This window comes from Terrabacter terrae, from assembly GCF_039529575.1.
Classification (GTDB): Bacteria; Actinomycetota; Actinomycetes; order Actinomycetales; family Dermatophilaceae; genus Terrabacter; species Terrabacter terrae.
In genome coordinates this window covers 1,597,574-1,614,980 of sequence record NZ_BAAANB010000021.1, presented here as the reverse complement: position 1 = coordinate 1,614,980, position 17,407 = coordinate 1,597,574, and the positions used below count along the sequence as shown (strand labels likewise).

Here is a 17,407-nt window from a genome sequence, read left to right as displayed (position 1 = left end):
GAGACGCCGGCAGAAGGGCCGGCGCAGCTGGCCGGCAGGACGCCGCCGGCGACGACCGACCCCGACCTCACCACGGCCCTGCGCCGCCACCTGGACGGCCCGTTCCACGAGGTGCGCGAGCACTGCCGCGCCCTCGACGCCGCGACGTTCGGAGCACTCCCGGAGCCGCTGCCGACGGACGAGCACCGGGCCCGCGTCACGGCCCAGCTCGCCGCCTTGGCCGAGCAGCCTTATGCCGCAGCGGGTTTCCCGAAGCACCAGGGAGGCACCGCGGGCTACGGCGAGGCGGTGGCGGCTTTCGAGATGCTCGGCCACAGCGACCTGTCGCTCTTCGTCAAGGCGGGCGTGCAGTGGGGACTCTTCGGCGGCGCCGTCTCGCTCCTCGGCACGAGCCGCCACGACGACCTGCTCCCCCGCATCATCTCGGGCGAGCTCCAGGGCTGCTTCGCCATGACGGAGACCGGTCACGGCAGCGACGTGCAGAGCCTGCTGACCACAGCCACCTTCGAGGCGGCCACCGACGAGATCGTCGTGCACTCCCCCGAGCCGGCCGCGCGCAAGGACTACATCGGCAATGCCGCGAGGGATGGGCGGATGGCCGCCGTCTTCGCCCAGCTCCTCGTGGACGGGGAGCCGCGCGGCGTCCACTGCGTCCTCGTGCCCATCCGCGACGAGGACGGGACCCCTGCCGCGGGCGTCACCATCGAGGACTGCGGCCCCAAGCTCGGCCTCGCGGGCGTCGACAACGGCCGGCTGATGTTCGACCAGGTGCGGGTGCCGCGCACCAACCTGCTCGGCCGCTACGGCGACATCGACGACGCCGGCACCTACACGAGCCCGATCGACAACCCCAGCCGCCGCTTCTTCACCATGCTCGGGACCCTCGTGCGGGGACGCATCTCCGTGGCCGGTGGCGCCGGTGCCGCGGCCCGCTCCGCGCTCGCCGTCACGACGACGTATGCCGCCGGGCGCCGCCAGTTCGCCGCCCCGGGCACCGAGGTGGAGACCACCGTCCTGGACTACCGCACGTACCAACGGCGGCTGCTGCCGAGGATCGCCACGGCCTACGCCCTGCAGGTGGCCCAGCACGAGCTCGTCCGTGCGATGGACGACGTGCTGAGCGGGCGCGCGGCCTCGGAGCAGGACCAGCGGCAGCTGGAGACCCGGGCCGCCGGCATCAAGGTGCTGACGACGCGGCACGCCACCGACACGATCCAGGAGTGCCGGGAGCTGTGCGGTGGCGCCGGCTACCTCTGGGCCAACCGGCTCGCGGCGCTCAAGGCCGACACCGACATCTTCACGACGTTCGAGGGCGACAACACGGTGCTGCTGCAGCTCGTGGCCAAGTCGCTGCTGGCGGAGTACCAGGCGACCTTCGGCGACCTCGACACGGCGGGGATCGTGCGGTTCGGAGCCCGGCTCGTCGGCGGCACGGTCATCGAGCGCTCCTCGGCCCGCGGCATCATCCAGCGCATCGTCGACGCCGCCCCCGGCCGCGAGGAGGTGGTGGCCTTCGGGATCCGCGGCACCCAGCTGCGGCTGCTGCGCGAGCGCGAGGAGCACCTCATCGAGGGGCTGGCCCGGCGCCTGCGCCGCGCCACCGCTCCCGGGGTCGACTCCTTCGCCGTCTTCAACGCGACGCAGGACCACCTCGTCGAGGCGGCGAGCGCCCACGTCGAGCGCATGGTGGCCGAGTCGTTCGCGGCCTCCGTCGAGTCGTGCGTCGACGAGGACGCCCGCGCCCTGCTGGCCCGTGTCTGCGACCTCCACGTCCTGTCCACCATCGAGCGGCACAAGGCGTGGTACCTCGAGCACGACCGGCTGAGCCCGGCCCGCGCCAAGGCGCTGACCGCTCTGGTCAACGAGGTCTGCGCCGAGCTGCGCCCCCACGCGACCACTCTCGTCGACGCCTTCGGCATCCCGGAGGGACTGCTGACGACGGAGATGTCGGGCACGGCCTGAGCCGGCCCACGGCGCGTGGAGGGACGGCGGCGACTACCGCCCCTCCACGCCGCCGCGCGCTCACGAGGGACGCTGGTAGCGACCCCGCCGGTGCACGAGCGGCGTGTCGTCCGCTCCGACGACGACGTGCTCGACGACCACCTCGACGAGCACCGACCAGCCCACCTCGTGCACGGTCGCGGGGTCGAGCCGCACCCCCGCCCACGTCTGCGCCCCGACCGCTCGAGGACCCCACTCGGTCTGCTCCCACTCGGCGAGGCGGAAGGGCCCTCCCGGCGCGGGCATCGTGCCGGCGAAGGCGTCGGCCAGTCGCTCGTCGCGCGCCCCGAGCAGCGCGACCACGGCCGTCCCGGTCTCCTGGAGCCGGTCGAGCAGGTCCGAGTCCGGGTGCAGCAGGCCGACGACGCGCCCCGGATCGCCGGTGGCCACGAGGAACGACGAGACGGTCAGGCCGGCGCGCTCGATCCCCTCACCGGCCGTCCAGAGCGAGACGGCCCCGCCGACGCGGCCGCGGAGACGGCGCAGCTGGTCGCGGTCGTCCTCGGGCGTGTCGAACGGGTGCTCGGTGTGGATGGTCATGGGAGGGCGCAGGACCCTCTCACTCGGGCGCGGCGACGAGCAGGGAGTCCTCCACCGACACCGTGCCCGGCTCGACGACCCGGGCATACACCCCGGCGCACTGCGAAGGCGTCTGGGTGACCTCGAGCGTGCAGTCGCCGAGGCGCACGATGCGACCCACCAGCTTCTCCAGCGCCGAGGAGTCCATGTCGAGCACGATGTTGGCCTTGGGGTGAGTCTCGACGTAGTCGTCGACGGACACCAGGTGCACGGCGTGCTTCTTCGAGCGGTTGCCCTCGGGGCCGGACTCGGTCACCTCGACGGAGTCCAGCTCCTGACCGGGCGCGTCGGAGTCGGGATAGATGTAGAGGCTCGAGACCGTGGCGATCATGTCTCCCACGCTAGTCCGCGCGGGAGCCGTCGGCGCCCCGCCGCACCGCCCGGTGAGTGACGCCGGCCGGGTCGTGGGCGAGGTGGCGCACGAACCAGTCCCTGGCGAGCTGCGCGGCCTGCGCCAGCGTCCCGGGCTCCTCGAAGAGGTGCGTGGCGGCCGGCACGACGGCCAGCTCGCTCGAACCGCCCCCGAGCGCGGCCCGGGCCCGCCGGTTGAGCCCCAGGACGACGTCGTCGGCGCCGCCGACGATGAGCAGCGTGGGTACGCGTACGTCCGCCAGGCGCGGCGCTGCGAGGTCCGGACGTCCCCCACGGGACACGACGGCGGCCACCCGCGCGTCCGGCTCGGCCGCGGCCCACAACGCGGCGCCGGCCCCGGTGCTCGCGCCGAAGTAGCCCACCGTGCACGAGGCGGTGTCGGGTCGCAGCGCCAGCCAGCCGGACGCGGACTCGAGGCGCCCTGCGAGGAGCGGGATGTCGAACACCTTGGTGCGGTCGCCCTCCTCCTCGGGGGTCAGCAGGTCGAGCAGCAGGGTGCCGAGGCCGGCGCCGTGGAGGATGTCGGCGACATACCGGTTGCGGGGGCTGTGGCGGCTGCTGCCGCTGCCGTGCGCGAACACGACGACCGCAGTGGCGCGCTCGGGGAGTCGCAGGTGCCCCTCGATCGTCACCGACCCGGCCGGGATGGCGACGTCCTCGTCGACGTCGCAGTCGGTGGCTCGCGCGGCGCGCGCCACCCGCGACCGGCGATCGGCCTGTTGGAGCAGGTCGACGACGTCGTCGTCCGAGGTCGGGGAGAAGTCGTCGTAGTGGGCACCCACGGCGCGGAAGTGCGCCGGTGCGGACACGCACACGACCTCGTCGGCCTCGGGGAGGTGGGCCAGGGTGTCGGGAGGTGCCACGGGGACGGCGATCACGACGCGTTCGGCACCGAGGCGCCGGGCCACCAGGCACGCCACCCGCGCCGTCGACCCCGTGGCGATCCCATCGTCGACGACGACCGCCACCCGGCCCCGCAGGTCTGTACGAGGACGGCCACGACGCAGTCGCTCGACACGGCCGTCGAGCACCGCCCGCTCCCGCGCCTCGACGGCGTCCAGCTCCTCGTCGGTGACACGGGCGCGCCTGACCATCCTCGCGTCGACGACGCTGACACCCCCCTCCCCGATCGCGCCCATGGCGAGCTCGGGCTGGAAGGGCACCCCGAGCTTGCGGACCACGATGACGTCGAGCGGGGCGTCGAGGGCCGCCGCCACGACGGCCGCGACCGGCACGCCTCCTCGGGGAAGCCCGAGCACGACGACGTCCTGGCCCTTGAGGAACCCGAGCTCCTCGACCAGTCGGCTGCCCGCATCTCGCCGGTCCTCGAAAACGACCATGGTGGCCTCCCTCGGCTCGGACACCGAGCGGCGGAAGCGCAGGTCACGCGATGGCGCGGGCCCGGCCGGTCGTCCGGCCAGGGCGCAGCCACCCGCCGGCGTCGTGTCTCGGACCATGGTGCACCGAGAGCACGGCACGCAGCAGAGACCTTGGTCCCGAGCGACGCCGTCCGACGGGGCCGTGTCACCGCGACGCCGGAGAACGGCGACGGCCCCCGGCTGCCTGCTGGCAGCGCGGGGGCCGGTGTTGGTGGACGTGAAGGGACTCGAACCCCTGGCCTCTCGCGTGTGAAGCGAACGCTCTAACCAACTGAGCTACACGTCCGGGCGCCCCTGTGCCGAGGAGGCCTCGGGGCGACGGTTGCAAACAATAGCCGCAAGGGAGGCGGTCGCGGTAATCGGCCCGCCGCGAGGGCGGAACCCGGTGCGGCGGTCGGTGCCCGGCGTGGCGCTCAGTCGACTCCGGGCACCTGCGTCAGGAGCTCTTCCGCCCACTCGGGCACGAACGGCGGGATGCCGGCCAGGGCGAGATAGCCCCACACGACGGCCCAGACGACGAGGAGCGTGCCGAGCGCCACGAGGCCCCGCACCCAGATCGCCTGCGACATGATCCAGTCGTTCCAGCGGCTCACGTGGTGCTTGGCGAAGTCGAGCCAGCGCTGGGCGAACTCGAACTCGCTGGCCAGGATCAGCAGCCCGAAGAAGACGACGAGCCAGCCCGGACCGGGCGCGGGCACCATGATGAGGCCGGCGACCGTGACCAGCGCGCCGACGACGCCGACGGCCGTGCGCCAGATGGCGTGCGTCACCGGGTTGCGGCGTAGCCGTGCCCGCCAGGCCCAGCGGTCCTCGTCGGCGTCGAGCGTGACGCCGACGTCGGAGTAGTCCACCGGCGTACGCGCGTCCTCCCCCGGGCGGTCGCGTGCCCCCCCGGCCGGCGTCACGGGTCGCTGTCCCGTTCGGAGCTGCTGCGGAACACCCGCTGCAGCTCGTCCGTCACCGGGTGCTCGACGGGCAGGAGGCGCTCGTCGACCGCGTGGATGGGCAGGACGTCCTTCGTGGTGCTGGTGATGAAGACCTCGTCAGCGGTGTGCAGGATGTCGAGCGGGAGCGCCTCCTCGCGGATCTCGACGCCGGCAGCCCGGCCCCACTCGATCGTCAGCTCACGGGTGATGCCGGGCAGCAGGCCGGCGTCGGTCGGCGGGGTGAGCACGGTGCCGTCGACGACGACGAAGACGTTGCTGCCGGTGCACTCGCACAGCTCGCCGCGCGTGTTGGCGAAGACGGCCTCGACGGCGCGCTCCTGCTTGGCGCGGGCCAGCGCCACGACGTTCTCGGCGTACGAGGTGGTCTTGAGCCCGGCCACGGCCGAGCGCTCGTTGCGGGTCCACGGCACGACGGTCAGCTTGCCGCTCTGCGGCGGTCGGGCCTGTGGCGCGGCGAGCACGATGTAGGTCAGCGACGTGTCGCCGCGGTCGGAGCCGAGCGGCCCGGGGCCCCCGGTGACGCTGTAGCGCAGGCGACCGAAGTCGATCACCGGACCGTCGAGGACGGCGGCCACACCCTTGTCCACGACGGCGAGGTCGAGCGGGGGCAGGCCCAGGCCGGCCGCGGACCGCTCGAGCCGCCGGTGGTGGCGCGTGAGGGCGAAGGGCCGGCCGTCGACGATCTTGGCGGTCTCGAAGACGCCGTCGCCGACGGTGACCGCGTGGTCGAGGGCCGATACGGAGGGGCCGTCCGGGTCGACGAGGTCGCCGTTCACCCAGACGCGTGTGGTGCTGCTCATGTGCCTCTGACGTCCCTTTCCTCCGGACCCCGCAGCCGCCGGATGGGCGGCCGACCGCGAGGGCTCATGGTGTCACAACGCCCGCGGCCAGCCCGATCAGCCGGGCCGCCTTGAGCTCGGTCTCGGCCCACTCCCCCGCCGGGTCCGAGTGCCACGTGATGCCGGCGCCGGTGCCGAACCGCAGCCAGCGCCGGCCGTCGTCATCGTGCTCGGCCCAGAAGGTGCGGATGCCGACAGCCAGCACGGCCTCGTCGGCGTCGGCGTCGACCCACCCGACCGCGCCGCAGTACGGCCCACGCAGCGCCGCCTCGAGGTCGCGGATGGCGGTCAGGGCGCTGGACTTGGGGGCTCCCGACACCGAACCGGGCGGGTAGGCGGCCGCGAAGACGTCGGTCCAGGCGGCCTCCTCGCGCAGGCGGCCGCTGACCGTGGAGACCAGGTGCACGAGGCCCGGATGCTGCTCCACCTCGCACAGCGCGTCGACGGTGACGGTCCCCGGGTCGCAGACGCCGGAGAGGTCGTTGCGCATGAGGTCGACGATCATGACGTTCTCCGCATGGTCCTTCGGGAGCATCGCGTCGGCCGTGGCGGCGGTGCCCTTGATCGGGCGCGTCACGAGTCGCCGGCCGTGTCGCGAGAGGTAGAGCTCGGGTGAGGCGCTCACGACGTCGAGCCCTGCCGGCTCGCATCGGACGCGCGCACCGTGCGGGGAGGGATTGCCGTGCCGCACGAGCGAACCCAGTGCGTCGAGATCCGCGTCCGCCGTGAGCTCGTGGCTGAGCACTCGGCAGACGTTCACCTGGTAGACGGTGCCCGCCGCGATGCGCCGCTGCACCTCCCGCACCGCTCCCACGTATGCCGTCCGGTCCAGCGAGCTGTGCCAGCGCCGGTCGAGCGGGCGCCAGCCCCCTGCGGGAGCGGGGTCGAGGGCGTCGCCGTGCGTGACGGCATGCGCCCGCTTGGTCACGTGCTGGAACCGCACCGCCGTCACGTCGCCCTCGAAGGTGGCGACGACGGCCCAGAACCCCTCGCCGGAGATGGCCTCCAGGGCGTCCTGGCCGTGGCGGACGTCGAGGACGCCGTGGGCGTCCCGGTCGGCGAAGCGGGCGTGGTCCACGCGCCGATCGTAGGGGGTGGGCCTACTGGGCCCCGAGGGCCTTCTCGATGTCGTCGGCGAGGTCGGCGGGCTCGGTGGTGGGCGCGTAGCGGCCGATGACCGTGCCGTCGCGGCCCACGAGGAACTTGGTGAAGTTCCACTTGATCCGCGCGCCGAGCAGGCCGCCCTTCTCCGACTTGAGCCAGGTGAAGAGCGGGTGCTCCCCCGGCCCGTTGACCTCGACCTTGGCGAACATCGGGAACGTCACTCCGTAGTCCTTCCGGCAGAACTCCCCGATCTCCTCCGCGGTGCCCGGCTCCTGGCCGCCGAACTGGTTGCACGGGAACCCGAGGACCGTGAAGCCCCGGTCGCGGAAGGTCTCGTGGAGCGTCTCGAGTCCCGCCAGCTGTGGCGTGTAACCGCACTTGCTGGCGGTGTTGACGACGAGGACGACGTCGCCGGAGTACGCGTCCAGCGAGACCTCCGTCCCGTCGAGGGAGGTGGCCTTGAAGTCGTGCAGCACCGTCACGGTGACTCCTCTTTGTTCGGTCGGTGATGGGGTTCGAACGGGGGCCCTCGCGGATGGGTGGTCCGTGCGGGCTCTTCCGGAGCTCAGGCCGAGCCGTCCTCTGGCTCGGGTGGGACGTCCTTGCCGCTGCGCTCGTCGCGTTCTGCCCAGTCCAGCAGCGGGCGGAAGTCGAAGACCGCGTCGTCGATGCCGGCGTGCAGGTCGCCGAGCCGTGCGAAGCGGTCGGGCATGGTCGCGATGGTGAAGTCCTGCGGCTCGGCATCCGCGATCTCGTCCCACGTGAGCGGCGCCGAGACGGTGCCGCGTGGGTTGCCCCGGACGCTGTAGGCAGCCGCGATCGTGTGGTCGCGGGCGTTCTGGTTGTAGTCGACGAAGAGGTCCTTGGGCGACCGGTCGCGGCGCCACCACGTCGTCGTGACCTCGTCGGGCAGCCGCCGCTCCACCTCGCGGGCGAAGGCCAGCGCTCCGCGGCGCACGTCCTTGAACCCCCACTCCGGGGCGATGCGGACGTAGACGTGAAGGCCCGCACCACCGGAGGTCTTCGGCCAGCCGACGGCGCCGAGCTCGTCGAGGATCTCGTGGGTCGTGGCCGCCGCCCGTCGCACCGTGTCGAAGCCGCACTCGGGCATCGGGTCGAGGTCGATGCGCCACTCGTCGGGCTTCTCGGTGTCGGCGCGCCGGCTGTTCCACGGGTGGAACTCGACCGTGGACATCTGCACGGCCCAGATGACGTCGGCCAGCTGCGTGACGCACAGCTCGTCGGCGTGCAGGCCGTAGCGGGGGAAGTGCAGGCGCACGGTCTGCACCCACGGGGGCGCTCCCGCCGGCAGCCTCTTCTGGTGCACCTTCTGGCCGTCGACGCCCTTGGGGAACCGGTGCAGCATGCACGGCCGGTCGCGCAACGCGTTGACGATCCCGGGGCCGACCGACAGGTAGTAGTCGGCCAGGTCACGCTTGGTCTCGCCGCGCTCCGAGAAGTAGACGCGGTCCGGGTTGGACAGGCGCACCGTGTGGTCGCCGACCTCGAGCTCCACGGCGGGGGTCTTGCTCGACGCAACCATGGGCGACAGCCTACGGACCCGCGAGGCGGCACACGGCATATGGCACGGCCCGGCTCCCGCTCGCCTGGCGCCGGGCACTCCGCGGGGTGCGCGCAGAAGCGGAAGGGCCCGCCGACGTGAGTCGACGGGCCCTTCCAGCGGAGCGGACGACCGGGCTCGAACCGGCGACCTCAACCTTGGCAAGGTTGCGCTCTACCAACTGAGCTACGTCCGCGTGCCAACCTCCGAGCCGTGGGCCCGGGGCGCGAGGTAGACCATAGCGGACGGCCGGGCCGAGTGCGAAACCCGCTCTGCGCGTGGTCGTTCGGCAGCCGTTCGGGTGCGCTCCGACTACTGCTCGACCTCCATCTCGCCGAGCTCTGACCACTGCGTGCCCTCGACCGTCGTGTTGACGATCTTCGGCGTGGCGGACAGGTAGGCGGGAAGGGTCGAGGTGGCCTCCGTGAAGTGGTCGCTCTGCACGTGCGCGCCACCTGCGGCCTCGTCACGGAAGGCCTCGACGAGCACGTACTCGGTCGGGTCGTCGAGGCTGCGGGACCAGTCGAACCACAGGCAGCCCTCCTCGGCGCGGGTGGCCTCGGTGAACGCCCGGGAGATCTGGGGCCAGTCGTCGGCGTGCTCCGGCTTCACGGCGAACTTCGCGGTGATGAAGATCAAGGTGCTTCCTCCTGGTGTCGACGTGCCTCGACAAGTAGCGGGATGCACGTCTGGGTGGTCGTCGACCGATGCGTACCCGTCCCTCGACGTGAACCACCCCGTGCGGGCGGTGCCGTGGGCCGTGCCGCTGGCCCTCGAGGAGGACCACGCGGGCCGGGTCGCCGACCTGCAGCTGTACGTCCGTCAGGATCACGCGGAACGTGACGAGGCTGCCCTCGGACGGCTGGTGCTGGCCGAGGAGAAGCACCACTGGTGGTGACACCCGCCCGTCGGGCTGCCCCGGCGAAGGGCGTGGCCACAAGCGGTCGGGCGGCCGACTCATCCTCGGCGGCTGATGAGCAGGCCCTGCGGGCGCCGCTGCAATGAATGCATGTGTCGTTGGATGGTGTACTCAGGTGAACCGGTCCTCGCAGAGGACCTCCTCTTCAAGCCGGAGCACTCGCTCATCGAGCAGAGCCTGCACTCGAGGATGGGGGCGACGACCACCAACGGTGACGGCTTCGGCATCGGGTGGTACGGCGAGGGCCCGGTCCCCGCGATCTTCAAGAGCGTCGAACCCGCATGGAACGACCGCAACCTGCGGGAGGTGACCACCCAGGTGCGCACCGGTCTGCTGTTCGCGCACGTGCGCGCCTCCACGGGAACGCCGGTGCAGCGCAGCAACTGCCACCCGTTCCGGCACGGCAGCTGGCTGTGGATGCACAACGGGGCCGTCGGGGGCTTCCATGAGCTGAAGCGTGACCTCATGTTCGCCGTGGATCCCTCGCTCTACCCGGACGTCGAGGGCTCCACCGACTCCGAGGCCCTCTTCTTCCTGGCCCTGACCTTCGGGCTCGAGGACGACCCCATCGCCGCCGTGGCACGCGCCGTGGGCTTCGTCGAGGAGCAGGCCGAGCGTCGCGGCATCCCGAACCCTGTCCAGGCCACCATGGCAGCCAGCGACGGACACTCGGTGTGGGCCTTCAGGTACTCCACCGCGCACCAGAGCCGCACCCTCTACCACTCGACGAACGTCACCAGGCTGCGCGAGCTGCACCCGGAGCTCGAGATGCTCCGGACGCTGAGCGACGACACCCGGTTCGTCGTCTCAGAGCCGCTGCGGGACCTCCCGGGGGCGTGGCGCGAGGTGCCCGAGTCGTCGTGCGGCATCATCCAGCCCGGCGACGACGAGATCCGACCCTTCGAACCGACGCGTCCCGCCCTCGTGCTCTGACGCCCGTCACTGCCCTCGCGGTCCGGGGATCTGCTGTGCCTCGGTGATGCCCTCGGCGTCGATGCCCTCGGCGTCGATGCCCTCGGCGTCGATGCCCTCGGCGTCCCCGATGCCCGCGATGTCCTCGACATCCTCGATGTCCTCAGCCCCACCGGCGTCCTCGGCGCCACCGCCACCACTGGCGTCCTCCACCTTGTGGATCGCGGTCACACCGATGCCCAGGGACTCGAGCAGCGCCAGCGCTCGACCCAGCACGCCGGCGTCGACGGCGTCGACACTGACGACGGTCGCCCTGCCGCTCTTACGTCGGCGCAGCGGGAGTGCGGGGTCGAGCAGATCCGCGGTCAGCTCCCCGTCGATGACGATGTCGTACCTCTGCATAACGGGCCTCACATTCGCAAACCCTCGAAGTCGGCTCGAACGCCGGTGCCCGTGACTAGGCTGGCAAGGAAGAGAGACGCAAGCATCCACCGACGGGGATGACATGGTTGGACCACGTCAGGCGCGGATGACCCCTCCACCGGCGTCCGCCCAGACCATCGATCGCCCGCGACTGGTGCCACTCATCGACGGGCACCCGGTGGTCGTGCTCGCAGGCATGGCCGGCTACGGAAAGTCGACGCTTCTCGCCGAGGCCGCGCGACGCCAGCAGGAGCACGGCGTGGCCATCTGGCTGACCCTCGACGACTCGGACCGCGTCCCGGTGCGCCTCGTGTCGGACCTCATCACCGCTGCCGGCATGTCGAACCTGGAGGCGACGGGGGCGGACCTGGCGCCGCTGCGGGAGTCGACCCTGAGAGCCGAACCGCTCACCCTCGTCGACTCGTTCCTCGAGGTGCTCTACGACGCGGCAGTGCCGTCGACACTCGTGCTCGACGACCTGCAGCACCTCACCGTGTCCCCGGCGTCGGCCGGTCTGGTCGACCACCTGCTGAGATGGGCCCCTGCCAACATGCGCATCGCCATCGCTGCGCGCGTGGTCCCGCCTCTTCGTCTCCAGCGCCTCCGGCTGGACGACCGGCTCGCCTACCTCACGCACGAGGACCTCGCGTTCACGTCCGACGAGACGGCTGAAGCCGTACGGGCCGCAGGGCTCGACCTCGACGCCGCCACCGTCGGATCCATCCACGACACCACCGGAGGTTGGCCCGCGGGTGTGCGCATGGCGGTACTGGCGGCACGCCAGTACGGGATCCGGCAGCAGGTACCGCCCGAGCTCCGGCGCGACCAGGCGCTGGCCGAGTACCTCGCCACGGAGGTGCTTGCCTCCCTGAGCGACGACGTGAGGGAGTTCGTGCTCGACAGCACGCTGGACGAGCAGGTCTGTCCGTCGCTCGTGGACAGCGTGCGCGGCACGCACAACGCCGAGGTGCTGCTGGAGCAGTGCGTCGCCGACGGTCTCTTCCTCTCGCGCCGTAGCAACGGGAGCGAGCCCTGGTACTCCTGGCATCCCCTCTTCGCCGCACACACCCACCGGCGGCTGGTCGCCGACCACCCCGAGCGGGCCACCGCGCAGCACGCTGCCGCCGCGGCCTGGTGGAGCTCCGTCGACGCTCCGACGGCGATCAGGCACGCTGCGATGGCCGGCGACGGTGGCCTGACCTCCGGGATCTTCACGAAACACTGGCTGGAGCTCTTCCTCGAAGGGCGCGAGGACGCTGTTCTGGACGCCCTCGACCAGCTGCCGGAGCAGTCGTCGTACTCCGGTGACGCCCACCTGGCCCGGGCGCTGATCCTGGTCCAGCAGGGAAAGATGGATGAAGCCGGCTTCGAGATCGACGCCGCTCGTGGCGCCGGCGGAGGACTGCCGGCGGCGGAGAAGGCACGATTCGAGGACCGCATGGCCGTTGTGGAGCTCTTCCGGACCGGTTACGGTCTGGGGCTCAGCGCGGCGTTCGAGCCCGGAGCGGCACTGCTCGAGCGGTTCGACCAGAGCCAGCGCCCCACGGAGCCGGCCATCCTCGCGTCGGTCCAGATGTTCGTCGGGATGGGCGAGGCGCGGCTCCAGGGGCAGGGCGGCCTCGTGCTCGAGATGTTGCGCTCCTCCGCCGCCACCGCGCACGACACCGGGCTGCTGGCGCTGGAGCTGACCGCACTCGCGGAGTCGTGCATCCCTGCTGTGGCGGAGGGTCGGCTCAGCGAGACCCGCGACCTCGCTGTCAACCTCCTCACACGTGCCGAGGAGCGCGGCTGGGTGGGCCTGTCCACCCTCGCTCCCGCCGTCGCGTTCCTCGGGTGGCTCGACTACTGGCGCGGCAACCTGCACGAGTCACGAGCACAGCTCGAGCGGAGCCTCTCGATGATGCTCCCCTTCGACTGGGAGCTGCGCGGGCTCACGCTGAACTTCCTCACGAAGACGTGCCTGTCCCTCGGCGACGTCACCGGCGCGAGGCGGGCCGCGGACCAGATCGAGGGGCTCATCGAGTCCGGCCGAAGCGCCCCGATGTGGCCCTCGATGTACGCCGCCCTCGAAGGACTGCTGCTCATGGCCGAGGGCCGGACGGGCGAGGCCGTCGCCCTGGCCCGGGGTCCGGTGACCGAACCGGAGTACCCGTTGTCCCGGGCTCACCGTGCGACGGTGCTCGTGCGCGCCGGCCTCCCGACCGACGCCCTGGCCGAGCTGGACCACGTGCCCGCCGACCGCTTCGTGCACGTCGAGTGCGCCTCGCGCTGCGTCGAGGCGGAAGCGCGCGCGGCGCTGGATCGGCCGGACGCGCACACCTCCCTCGAGCTCGCCCTGGCCGCGGCGGAGCCGGACGAGCTCTACGGTCCCTTCCTCGCGTCCGGCGAGCAGCTTCGGGGGCTGCTGAGGTCGCACCTGCGGCACGGCACCGCCCACGCGACGGCGGTGACGCAGGTGCTGGCGCGGATCTCCTCCGGGCAGCGGCAGGACGTGACCGGCTGGAGCGAGCAGCTCACCCAGCGTGAGCACGAGATCCTGCACTACCTCGCGACCAACCTCACCGCGGCCGAGATCGCCGAGGCGGAGTACATCTCGCTGCACACCGCCAAGACGCACATCGCGCACATCTACCAGAAGCTCGGTGTCAGCAGCCGTCGGGCGGCGATCCGACGCGCCGCCGAGCTGGAGCTGTACTGACACCAGCTGTACTGACAACCTCCCCGGCGCTCGAGGAACCGGCGGTCATCTCCCCCCGATGAGGCGACGCGCAGGTGGCTGCGGCGCCCGGACTATGGCTCTGACGCTCAGGGGACCGCAGAGGGAGAGGGACACCATGCACGCCGTCGTGACCGTGACCGGGGACGTGGACGAGCGCGACATCTGGCCTTATGCCACGTGGTGCGACAGCGACGGGACCAGAACGACGCTGACCGTCCGGGTGCACGACAGCCAGGAGCTGGTGGCCGTGCTCGGCAGCCTGACCGCTCTGGGGCTGGAGGTGACCTCCACGCAGCTCGTCGAGGAGCCGCCGGAACGCCATGGCACGGGGCAGCCCGACACCCGGTGAGCCACCTTCTCGTCCGCAGAGAGCGATGACGCGGACCTTTCGCCGCGACAGATTGGGTGGTGGAGGCGGCCACTCACCGCCACATTCGCGAGTCATCATGAAAGGACTGGCTCACCATGGACTTCTGGAGCTTCTTCTGGCTGCTCGTATGGTCCTTCTGCTTCGTGGCATACCTGATGATCCTCTTCCACATCTTCGGAGACCTCTTCCGGGACAAGGAGCTGGGGGGATTCGCCAAGGTCCTGTGGGTGGTCGTCCTCTTCGTCCTGCCCTTCCTGGCCGCACTCATCTACCTCGTCGTCCGCGGCCGCGGCATGGCCGAGCGCGAGATGGAGGGCAAGCAGCGCCAGATGGCCGCACAGGAGGAGTACATCCGCAGTGTGGCCGCGCCGCAGAGCGCGACCGGTGTCGACCAGCTCGCCCAGGCGAAGTCCCTGCTCGACAGCGGCCTGATCACCGCCGACGACTTCGCCCAGATCAAGCAGAAGGCGCTCGCCTGAGCGGGCGCCGCCGAGGTCGCCCTTCAGGAGTGACCTCGTCAGGCTGACGCCGTCGAAGCGTCGTGATGAAAGGACCGGGTCGCCGTGGACTTCTGGAGCTACTTCTGGTTGCTGGTGTGGACCTTCCTGTTCGTGGCCTACCTGATGGTGCTCTTCCGCATCCTCGGCGACCTCTTCCGCGACAGGGACCTGGGCGGCTTCGCGAAGGTGGTGTGGGTCCTGGCCCTCGTCGTGTTCCCCCTGCTCACCTCCCTCGTCTACCTGATGGTCCGTGGCCGCGGCATGGCCGAGCGCACGATGGAGCGAGACCTGCGCCAGGCGGATGCGCGCGATGTGTACGTCAGGAGCGTCGCCGGGTCGAGCGGCTCGACGCCCGTCGAGCAGCTGACCAAGGCCAAGTCGCTGCTCGACAGCGGCGCGATCAGCACCGAGGACTTCGCCCAGATCAAGGTGAGGGCCTTGGCCTGAGAGCGTTGCCCGGCAACGGGAGGGGCGTCTTGCGTCACCGCGAGACGCCCCTCCCACCGGACGAGCTGAGCCGCGGCTTCGTGTCGCCCGAGGGCGGGGTTCGAGCCAAACCGTGGCACCGGCTGCCGCGCGCAGGAAGATGAAGTATGCGTGAGGTGTCGATCGGTGCCCTACGGCTGGATCGCTTCGCCGAGGTGCTCCCGCCGGAGCGGGTCGCCGTCCTGAAGACCGCTGCCGACAGGGCGGCCCACCGGCTGGCCGGGCGCACGGTCTGGAACGTCAGCTCGACCGAGCGCGGCGGCGGTGTGGCCGAGATGCTCCAGACGCTGGTTGCCTACGGCCAGGGCGCCGGGGTCCGTACGCGCTGGGTCGTCGTCACGGGCGACGAGCGGTTCTTCACCGTGACCAAGCGGCTGCACAACCTGATCCACGGCTTCTCCGGAGACGGGGCCGAGCTCGACGCGGACGACGAGTCCCACTACCGCGAGGTCCTGGCCCGCAACCTCGAGGGCTGGGAGGAACAGGTCCGGCCCGGCGACATCGTGCTGCTTCACGACCCCCAGACCGTCGGCCTCGCCGGTGCCCTCCGCGCCTTGGGCGCACAGGTGATCTGGCGCTGCCACATCGGGAGCGACCGCGCCGACGGGCACAGCAGCCGGGCCTGGGACTTTCTGCGTCCGTTCGTCGAGGACGCCGACGCATACGTCTTCTCCCGGCGGGAGTACGCGCCGGCATGGCTGCCGGCATCCCGGGTGTGGGTGATCCCGCCGTCGCTCGACCCGTTCAGTGCGAAGAACGCCCCGATGACGGAGGAGAGCGTGCGCGGGGCGCTGCACCGGGCGGGGATCGTCGAGCGCCTGGACGGGGACGGGAACGTCGCCTTCGTGCGTCGGAACGGCACCCCGGGCACCGTCCGCGTCCACCATGGGCTGCTCGTGGACGAGGAGCGACCACTGCCTCCGGACGCCGCCGTGATGCTGCAGGTCAGCAGGTGGGACCGGCTCAAGGACATGGCCGGTGTGCTCACCGGCTTCGCCGACCACGAGGCCCGCTTCCCCGACGGCGTGCACCTGCTCCTCGTCGGTCCGGACGTGCGCGGGGTGAGCGACGACCCCGAGGGGGCACAGGTGCTCAGCGAGTGCCGACAGCTGCGTGCCGCACTGCCGCCTCCGACGCGTGCGCGGGTGCACCTGTGCTGCCTGTCCATGGATGACGTCGACGAGAACGCGCACCTGGTCAACGCCATTCAGCGGCACGCGACCGTCGTGGTGCAGAAGAGCCTCATGGAGGGCTTCGGCCTCACCGTGACCGAGCCGATGTGGAAGGAGCGGCCCGTCGTCGCCTCGGCGGTCGGCGGCATCGTGGACCAGATCGAGGACGACGTCAGCGGCGTGCTGCTGCAGGACCCGGCGGACCTCGACCGCTTCGCCGCCCTCGCCGCCGACCTCTTCCGGGACCCCGGACGCCGAGCGCGGATCGGCGCTGCGGCCCACGAGCGCGTGACCCGACAGTTCCTCGGCGACCGTCATCTCATCCAGTACGGCGAGCTGTTCGCCGCCCTGGTCGCCGGTTCGGAGTCGCCGAGCCGTTGATCGTGTTCGGGGTGCGGACACCGTCACGACGCGCCACCCTGTCCGGGACCGGTTCAGAACCCGTCGACGACCCAGGAGCGCGCCCGATGTCACTCGCACGGATCCACAACTTCTCCATCTCCCTCGACGGATTCGCCACCGGCGAGCCGCAGACCCTCGAGACCCCGTTCGGGCATGCCGGCCAACGACTGCACCGGTGGATGATGGCCACCCGGTACTGGGACCCGAGCGGCACGGCGGGAGTCGACGACGCCTTCGCCGAGCGCCACGGTCCCGGCATCGGCGCGGAGATCATGGGCGCCAACAAGTTCGGGCCCCCCGGGTGGCAGGACGACCCGGACTGGAGGGGATGGTGGGGCCCGAACCCGCCCTTCCACACCCCGACCTTCGTGCTCACCCACCGCCCGCGGTCGCCGATCGAGATGGAGGGCGGCACGACGTTCCACTTCCTCGACGCCTCCCCTGCCGAAGCGCTCGAGGTGGCACGCGCGGCAGCGGACGGCCAGGACGTCCGGATCGGCGGCGGGGCCACGGTGGTGCGCGACTTCCTCGCCGCCGGACTGGTCGACCACATGCATCTCGTGCAGGTCCCGATCGTGCTGGGCCGCGGCGTGCGCCTGTGGGACGGCCTCGAGGCGCTGGAGGCCGGCTACGCGGTGGAGTCGGTCTCGTCCCCCAGCGGCGTCACGCACCTGACCTTCACACGCGAGGCCTGACGGTCGTGGGGTCTGACGGACGTGGGG

The 17,407-nt window shown here is 71.6% G+C and carries 19 protein-coding genes and 2 tRNA genes; 9 read left to right on the top strand and 12 right to left on the bottom strand.

Annotated features, from left to right (window positions below; genetic code table 11):
- Positions 1 to 1,962 (top strand): acyl-CoA dehydrogenase family protein (locus ABD194_RS17770; protein WP_425580005.1); only part of this gene is annotated, 1,962 nt, incomplete at its 5' end.
- Between the two features lie 60 nt (positions 1,963 to 2,022).
- Here the strand turns inward: ABD194_RS17770 and ABD194_RS17765 are convergent.
- The 11 genes from ABD194_RS17765 to ABD194_RS17715 all read right to left on the bottom strand — a co-directional run bounded on the left by ABD194_RS17765 (position 2,023) and on the right by ABD194_RS17715 (position 9,421).
- Complete coding sequence (locus ABD194_RS17765; protein WP_343993812.1) at positions 2,023 to 2,541, bottom strand: flavin reductase family protein; 519 nt, start codon at positions 2,539 to 2,541, stop codon at positions 2,023 to 2,025.
- A 19-nt stretch (positions 2,542 to 2,560) separates the two neighbouring features.
- Positions 2,561 to 2,911 carry a hypothetical protein gene (locus ABD194_RS17760; RefSeq protein ID WP_343993810.1) on the bottom strand — a complete coding sequence of 117 codons (351 nt, stop codon included), beginning with the start codon at positions 2,909 to 2,911 and terminating at the stop codon, positions 2,561 to 2,563.
- A gap of 10 nt (positions 2,912 to 2,921) precedes the next feature.
- Positions 2,922 to 4,292 carry a phosphoribosyltransferase family protein gene (locus tag ABD194_RS17755; RefSeq protein ID WP_343993808.1) on the bottom strand — a complete coding sequence of 457 codons (1,371 nt, stop codon included), beginning with the start codon at positions 4,290 to 4,292 and terminating at the stop codon, positions 2,922 to 2,924.
- Positions 4,293 to 4,540: 248 nt separating this feature from the next.
- Positions 4,541 to 4,617 (bottom strand) — tRNA-Val (locus ABD194_RS17750).
- 127 nt (positions 4,618 to 4,744) lie between these two features.
- On the bottom strand, positions 4,745 to 5,236 hold the full coding sequence (locus ABD194_RS17745) for a TIGR02611 family protein (protein WP_343993806.1): 492 nt from the start codon (positions 5,234 to 5,236) through the stop codon (positions 4,745 to 4,747).
- On the bottom strand, positions 5,233 to 6,078 hold the full coding sequence (locus ABD194_RS17740; protein WP_343993804.1) for an aminotransferase class IV: 846 nt from the start codon (positions 6,076 to 6,078) through the stop codon (positions 5,233 to 5,235). The genes ABD194_RS17745 and ABD194_RS17740 overlap by 4 nt, the downstream gene beginning before the upstream one ends.
- Before the next feature lie 64 nt (positions 6,079 to 6,142).
- The gene (locus ABD194_RS17735) at positions 6,143 to 7,195 is read right to left on the bottom strand and encodes a chorismate-binding protein (RefSeq protein ID WP_343993802.1); all 1,053 of its coding nucleotides are present in this window, start codon (positions 7,193 to 7,195) and stop codon (positions 6,143 to 6,145) included.
- 22 nt (positions 7,196 to 7,217) lie between these two features.
- Positions 7,218 to 7,703: a glutathione peroxidase gene (locus ABD194_RS17730; protein ID WP_343993800.1), complete on the bottom strand. Its 486-nt coding sequence runs from the start codon at positions 7,701 to 7,703 to the stop codon at positions 7,218 to 7,220.
- 83 nt (positions 7,704 to 7,786) lie between these two features.
- Positions 7,787 to 8,764 (bottom strand): non-homologous end-joining DNA ligase, encoded by a 978-nt coding sequence (gene ligD, locus ABD194_RS17725; protein ID WP_343993798.1) that lies wholly within the window; start codon positions 8,762 to 8,764, stop codon positions 7,787 to 7,789.
- Positions 8,765 to 8,905: 141 nt separating this feature from the next.
- A tRNA-Gly gene (locus tag ABD194_RS17720) sits at positions 8,906 to 8,978 on the bottom strand.
- Between the two features lie 116 nt (positions 8,979 to 9,094).
- Complete coding sequence (locus tag ABD194_RS17715; protein ID WP_343993796.1) at positions 9,095 to 9,421, bottom strand: putative quinol monooxygenase; 327 nt, start codon at positions 9,419 to 9,421, stop codon at positions 9,095 to 9,097.
- Between the two features lie 88 nt (positions 9,422 to 9,509).
- On the opposite strand from ABD194_RS17715, the gene ABD194_RS17710 reads away from it, so the two are divergent.
- Positions 9,510 to 9,680 (top strand): hypothetical protein, encoded by a 171-nt coding sequence (locus ABD194_RS17710; RefSeq protein WP_425580004.1) that lies wholly within the window; start codon positions 9,510 to 9,512, stop codon positions 9,678 to 9,680.
- 123 nt (positions 9,681 to 9,803) lie between these two features.
- Positions 9,804 to 10,634 carry a class II glutamine amidotransferase gene (locus ABD194_RS17705; RefSeq protein ID WP_343993794.1) on the top strand — a complete coding sequence of 277 codons (831 nt, stop codon included), beginning with the start codon at positions 9,804 to 9,806 and terminating at the stop codon, positions 10,632 to 10,634.
- 6 nt (positions 10,635 to 10,640) lie between these two features.
- On the opposite strand, the gene ABD194_RS17700 is transcribed toward ABD194_RS17705, so the two are convergent.
- Positions 10,641 to 11,015 (bottom strand): hypothetical protein, encoded by a 375-nt coding sequence (locus ABD194_RS17700; protein WP_343993792.1) that lies wholly within the window; start codon positions 11,013 to 11,015, stop codon positions 10,641 to 10,643.
- Between the two features lie 175 nt (positions 11,016 to 11,190).
- Between ABD194_RS17700 and ABD194_RS17695 the strand changes: the two genes are divergently transcribed.
- From ABD194_RS17695 to ABD194_RS17670, 6 genes are all read left to right on the top strand, one after another.
- Entirely contained in the window at positions 11,191 to 13,734 is a 2,544-nt protein-coding gene (locus ABD194_RS17695; protein WP_343993790.1) for a winged helix-turn-helix domain-containing protein, read from the top strand.
- A gap of 136 nt (positions 13,735 to 13,870) precedes the next feature.
- Positions 13,871 to 14,104 (top strand): hypothetical protein, encoded by a 234-nt coding sequence (locus ABD194_RS17690; RefSeq protein WP_343993788.1) that lies wholly within the window; start codon positions 13,871 to 13,873, stop codon positions 14,102 to 14,104.
- Between the two features lie 116 nt (positions 14,105 to 14,220).
- Complete coding sequence (locus ABD194_RS17685; protein ID WP_343993786.1) at positions 14,221 to 14,604, top strand: SHOCT domain-containing protein; 384 nt, start codon at positions 14,221 to 14,223, stop codon at positions 14,602 to 14,604.
- Positions 14,605 to 14,688: 84 nt separating this feature from the next.
- Entirely contained in the window at positions 14,689 to 15,072 is a 384-nt protein-coding gene (locus ABD194_RS17680) for an SHOCT domain-containing protein (RefSeq protein WP_343993784.1), read from the top strand.
- A gap of 146 nt (positions 15,073 to 15,218) precedes the next feature.
- Positions 15,219 to 16,664 (top strand): glycosyltransferase, encoded by a 1,446-nt coding sequence (locus tag ABD194_RS17675; protein ID WP_343993782.1) that lies wholly within the window; start codon positions 15,219 to 15,221, stop codon positions 16,662 to 16,664.
- Between the two features lie 86 nt (positions 16,665 to 16,750).
- On the top strand, positions 16,751 to 17,380 hold the full coding sequence (locus ABD194_RS17670; RefSeq protein ID WP_343993780.1) for a dihydrofolate reductase family protein: 630 nt from the start codon (positions 16,751 to 16,753) through the stop codon (positions 17,378 to 17,380).
- Positions 17,381 to 17,407: the final 27 nt, after the last annotated feature.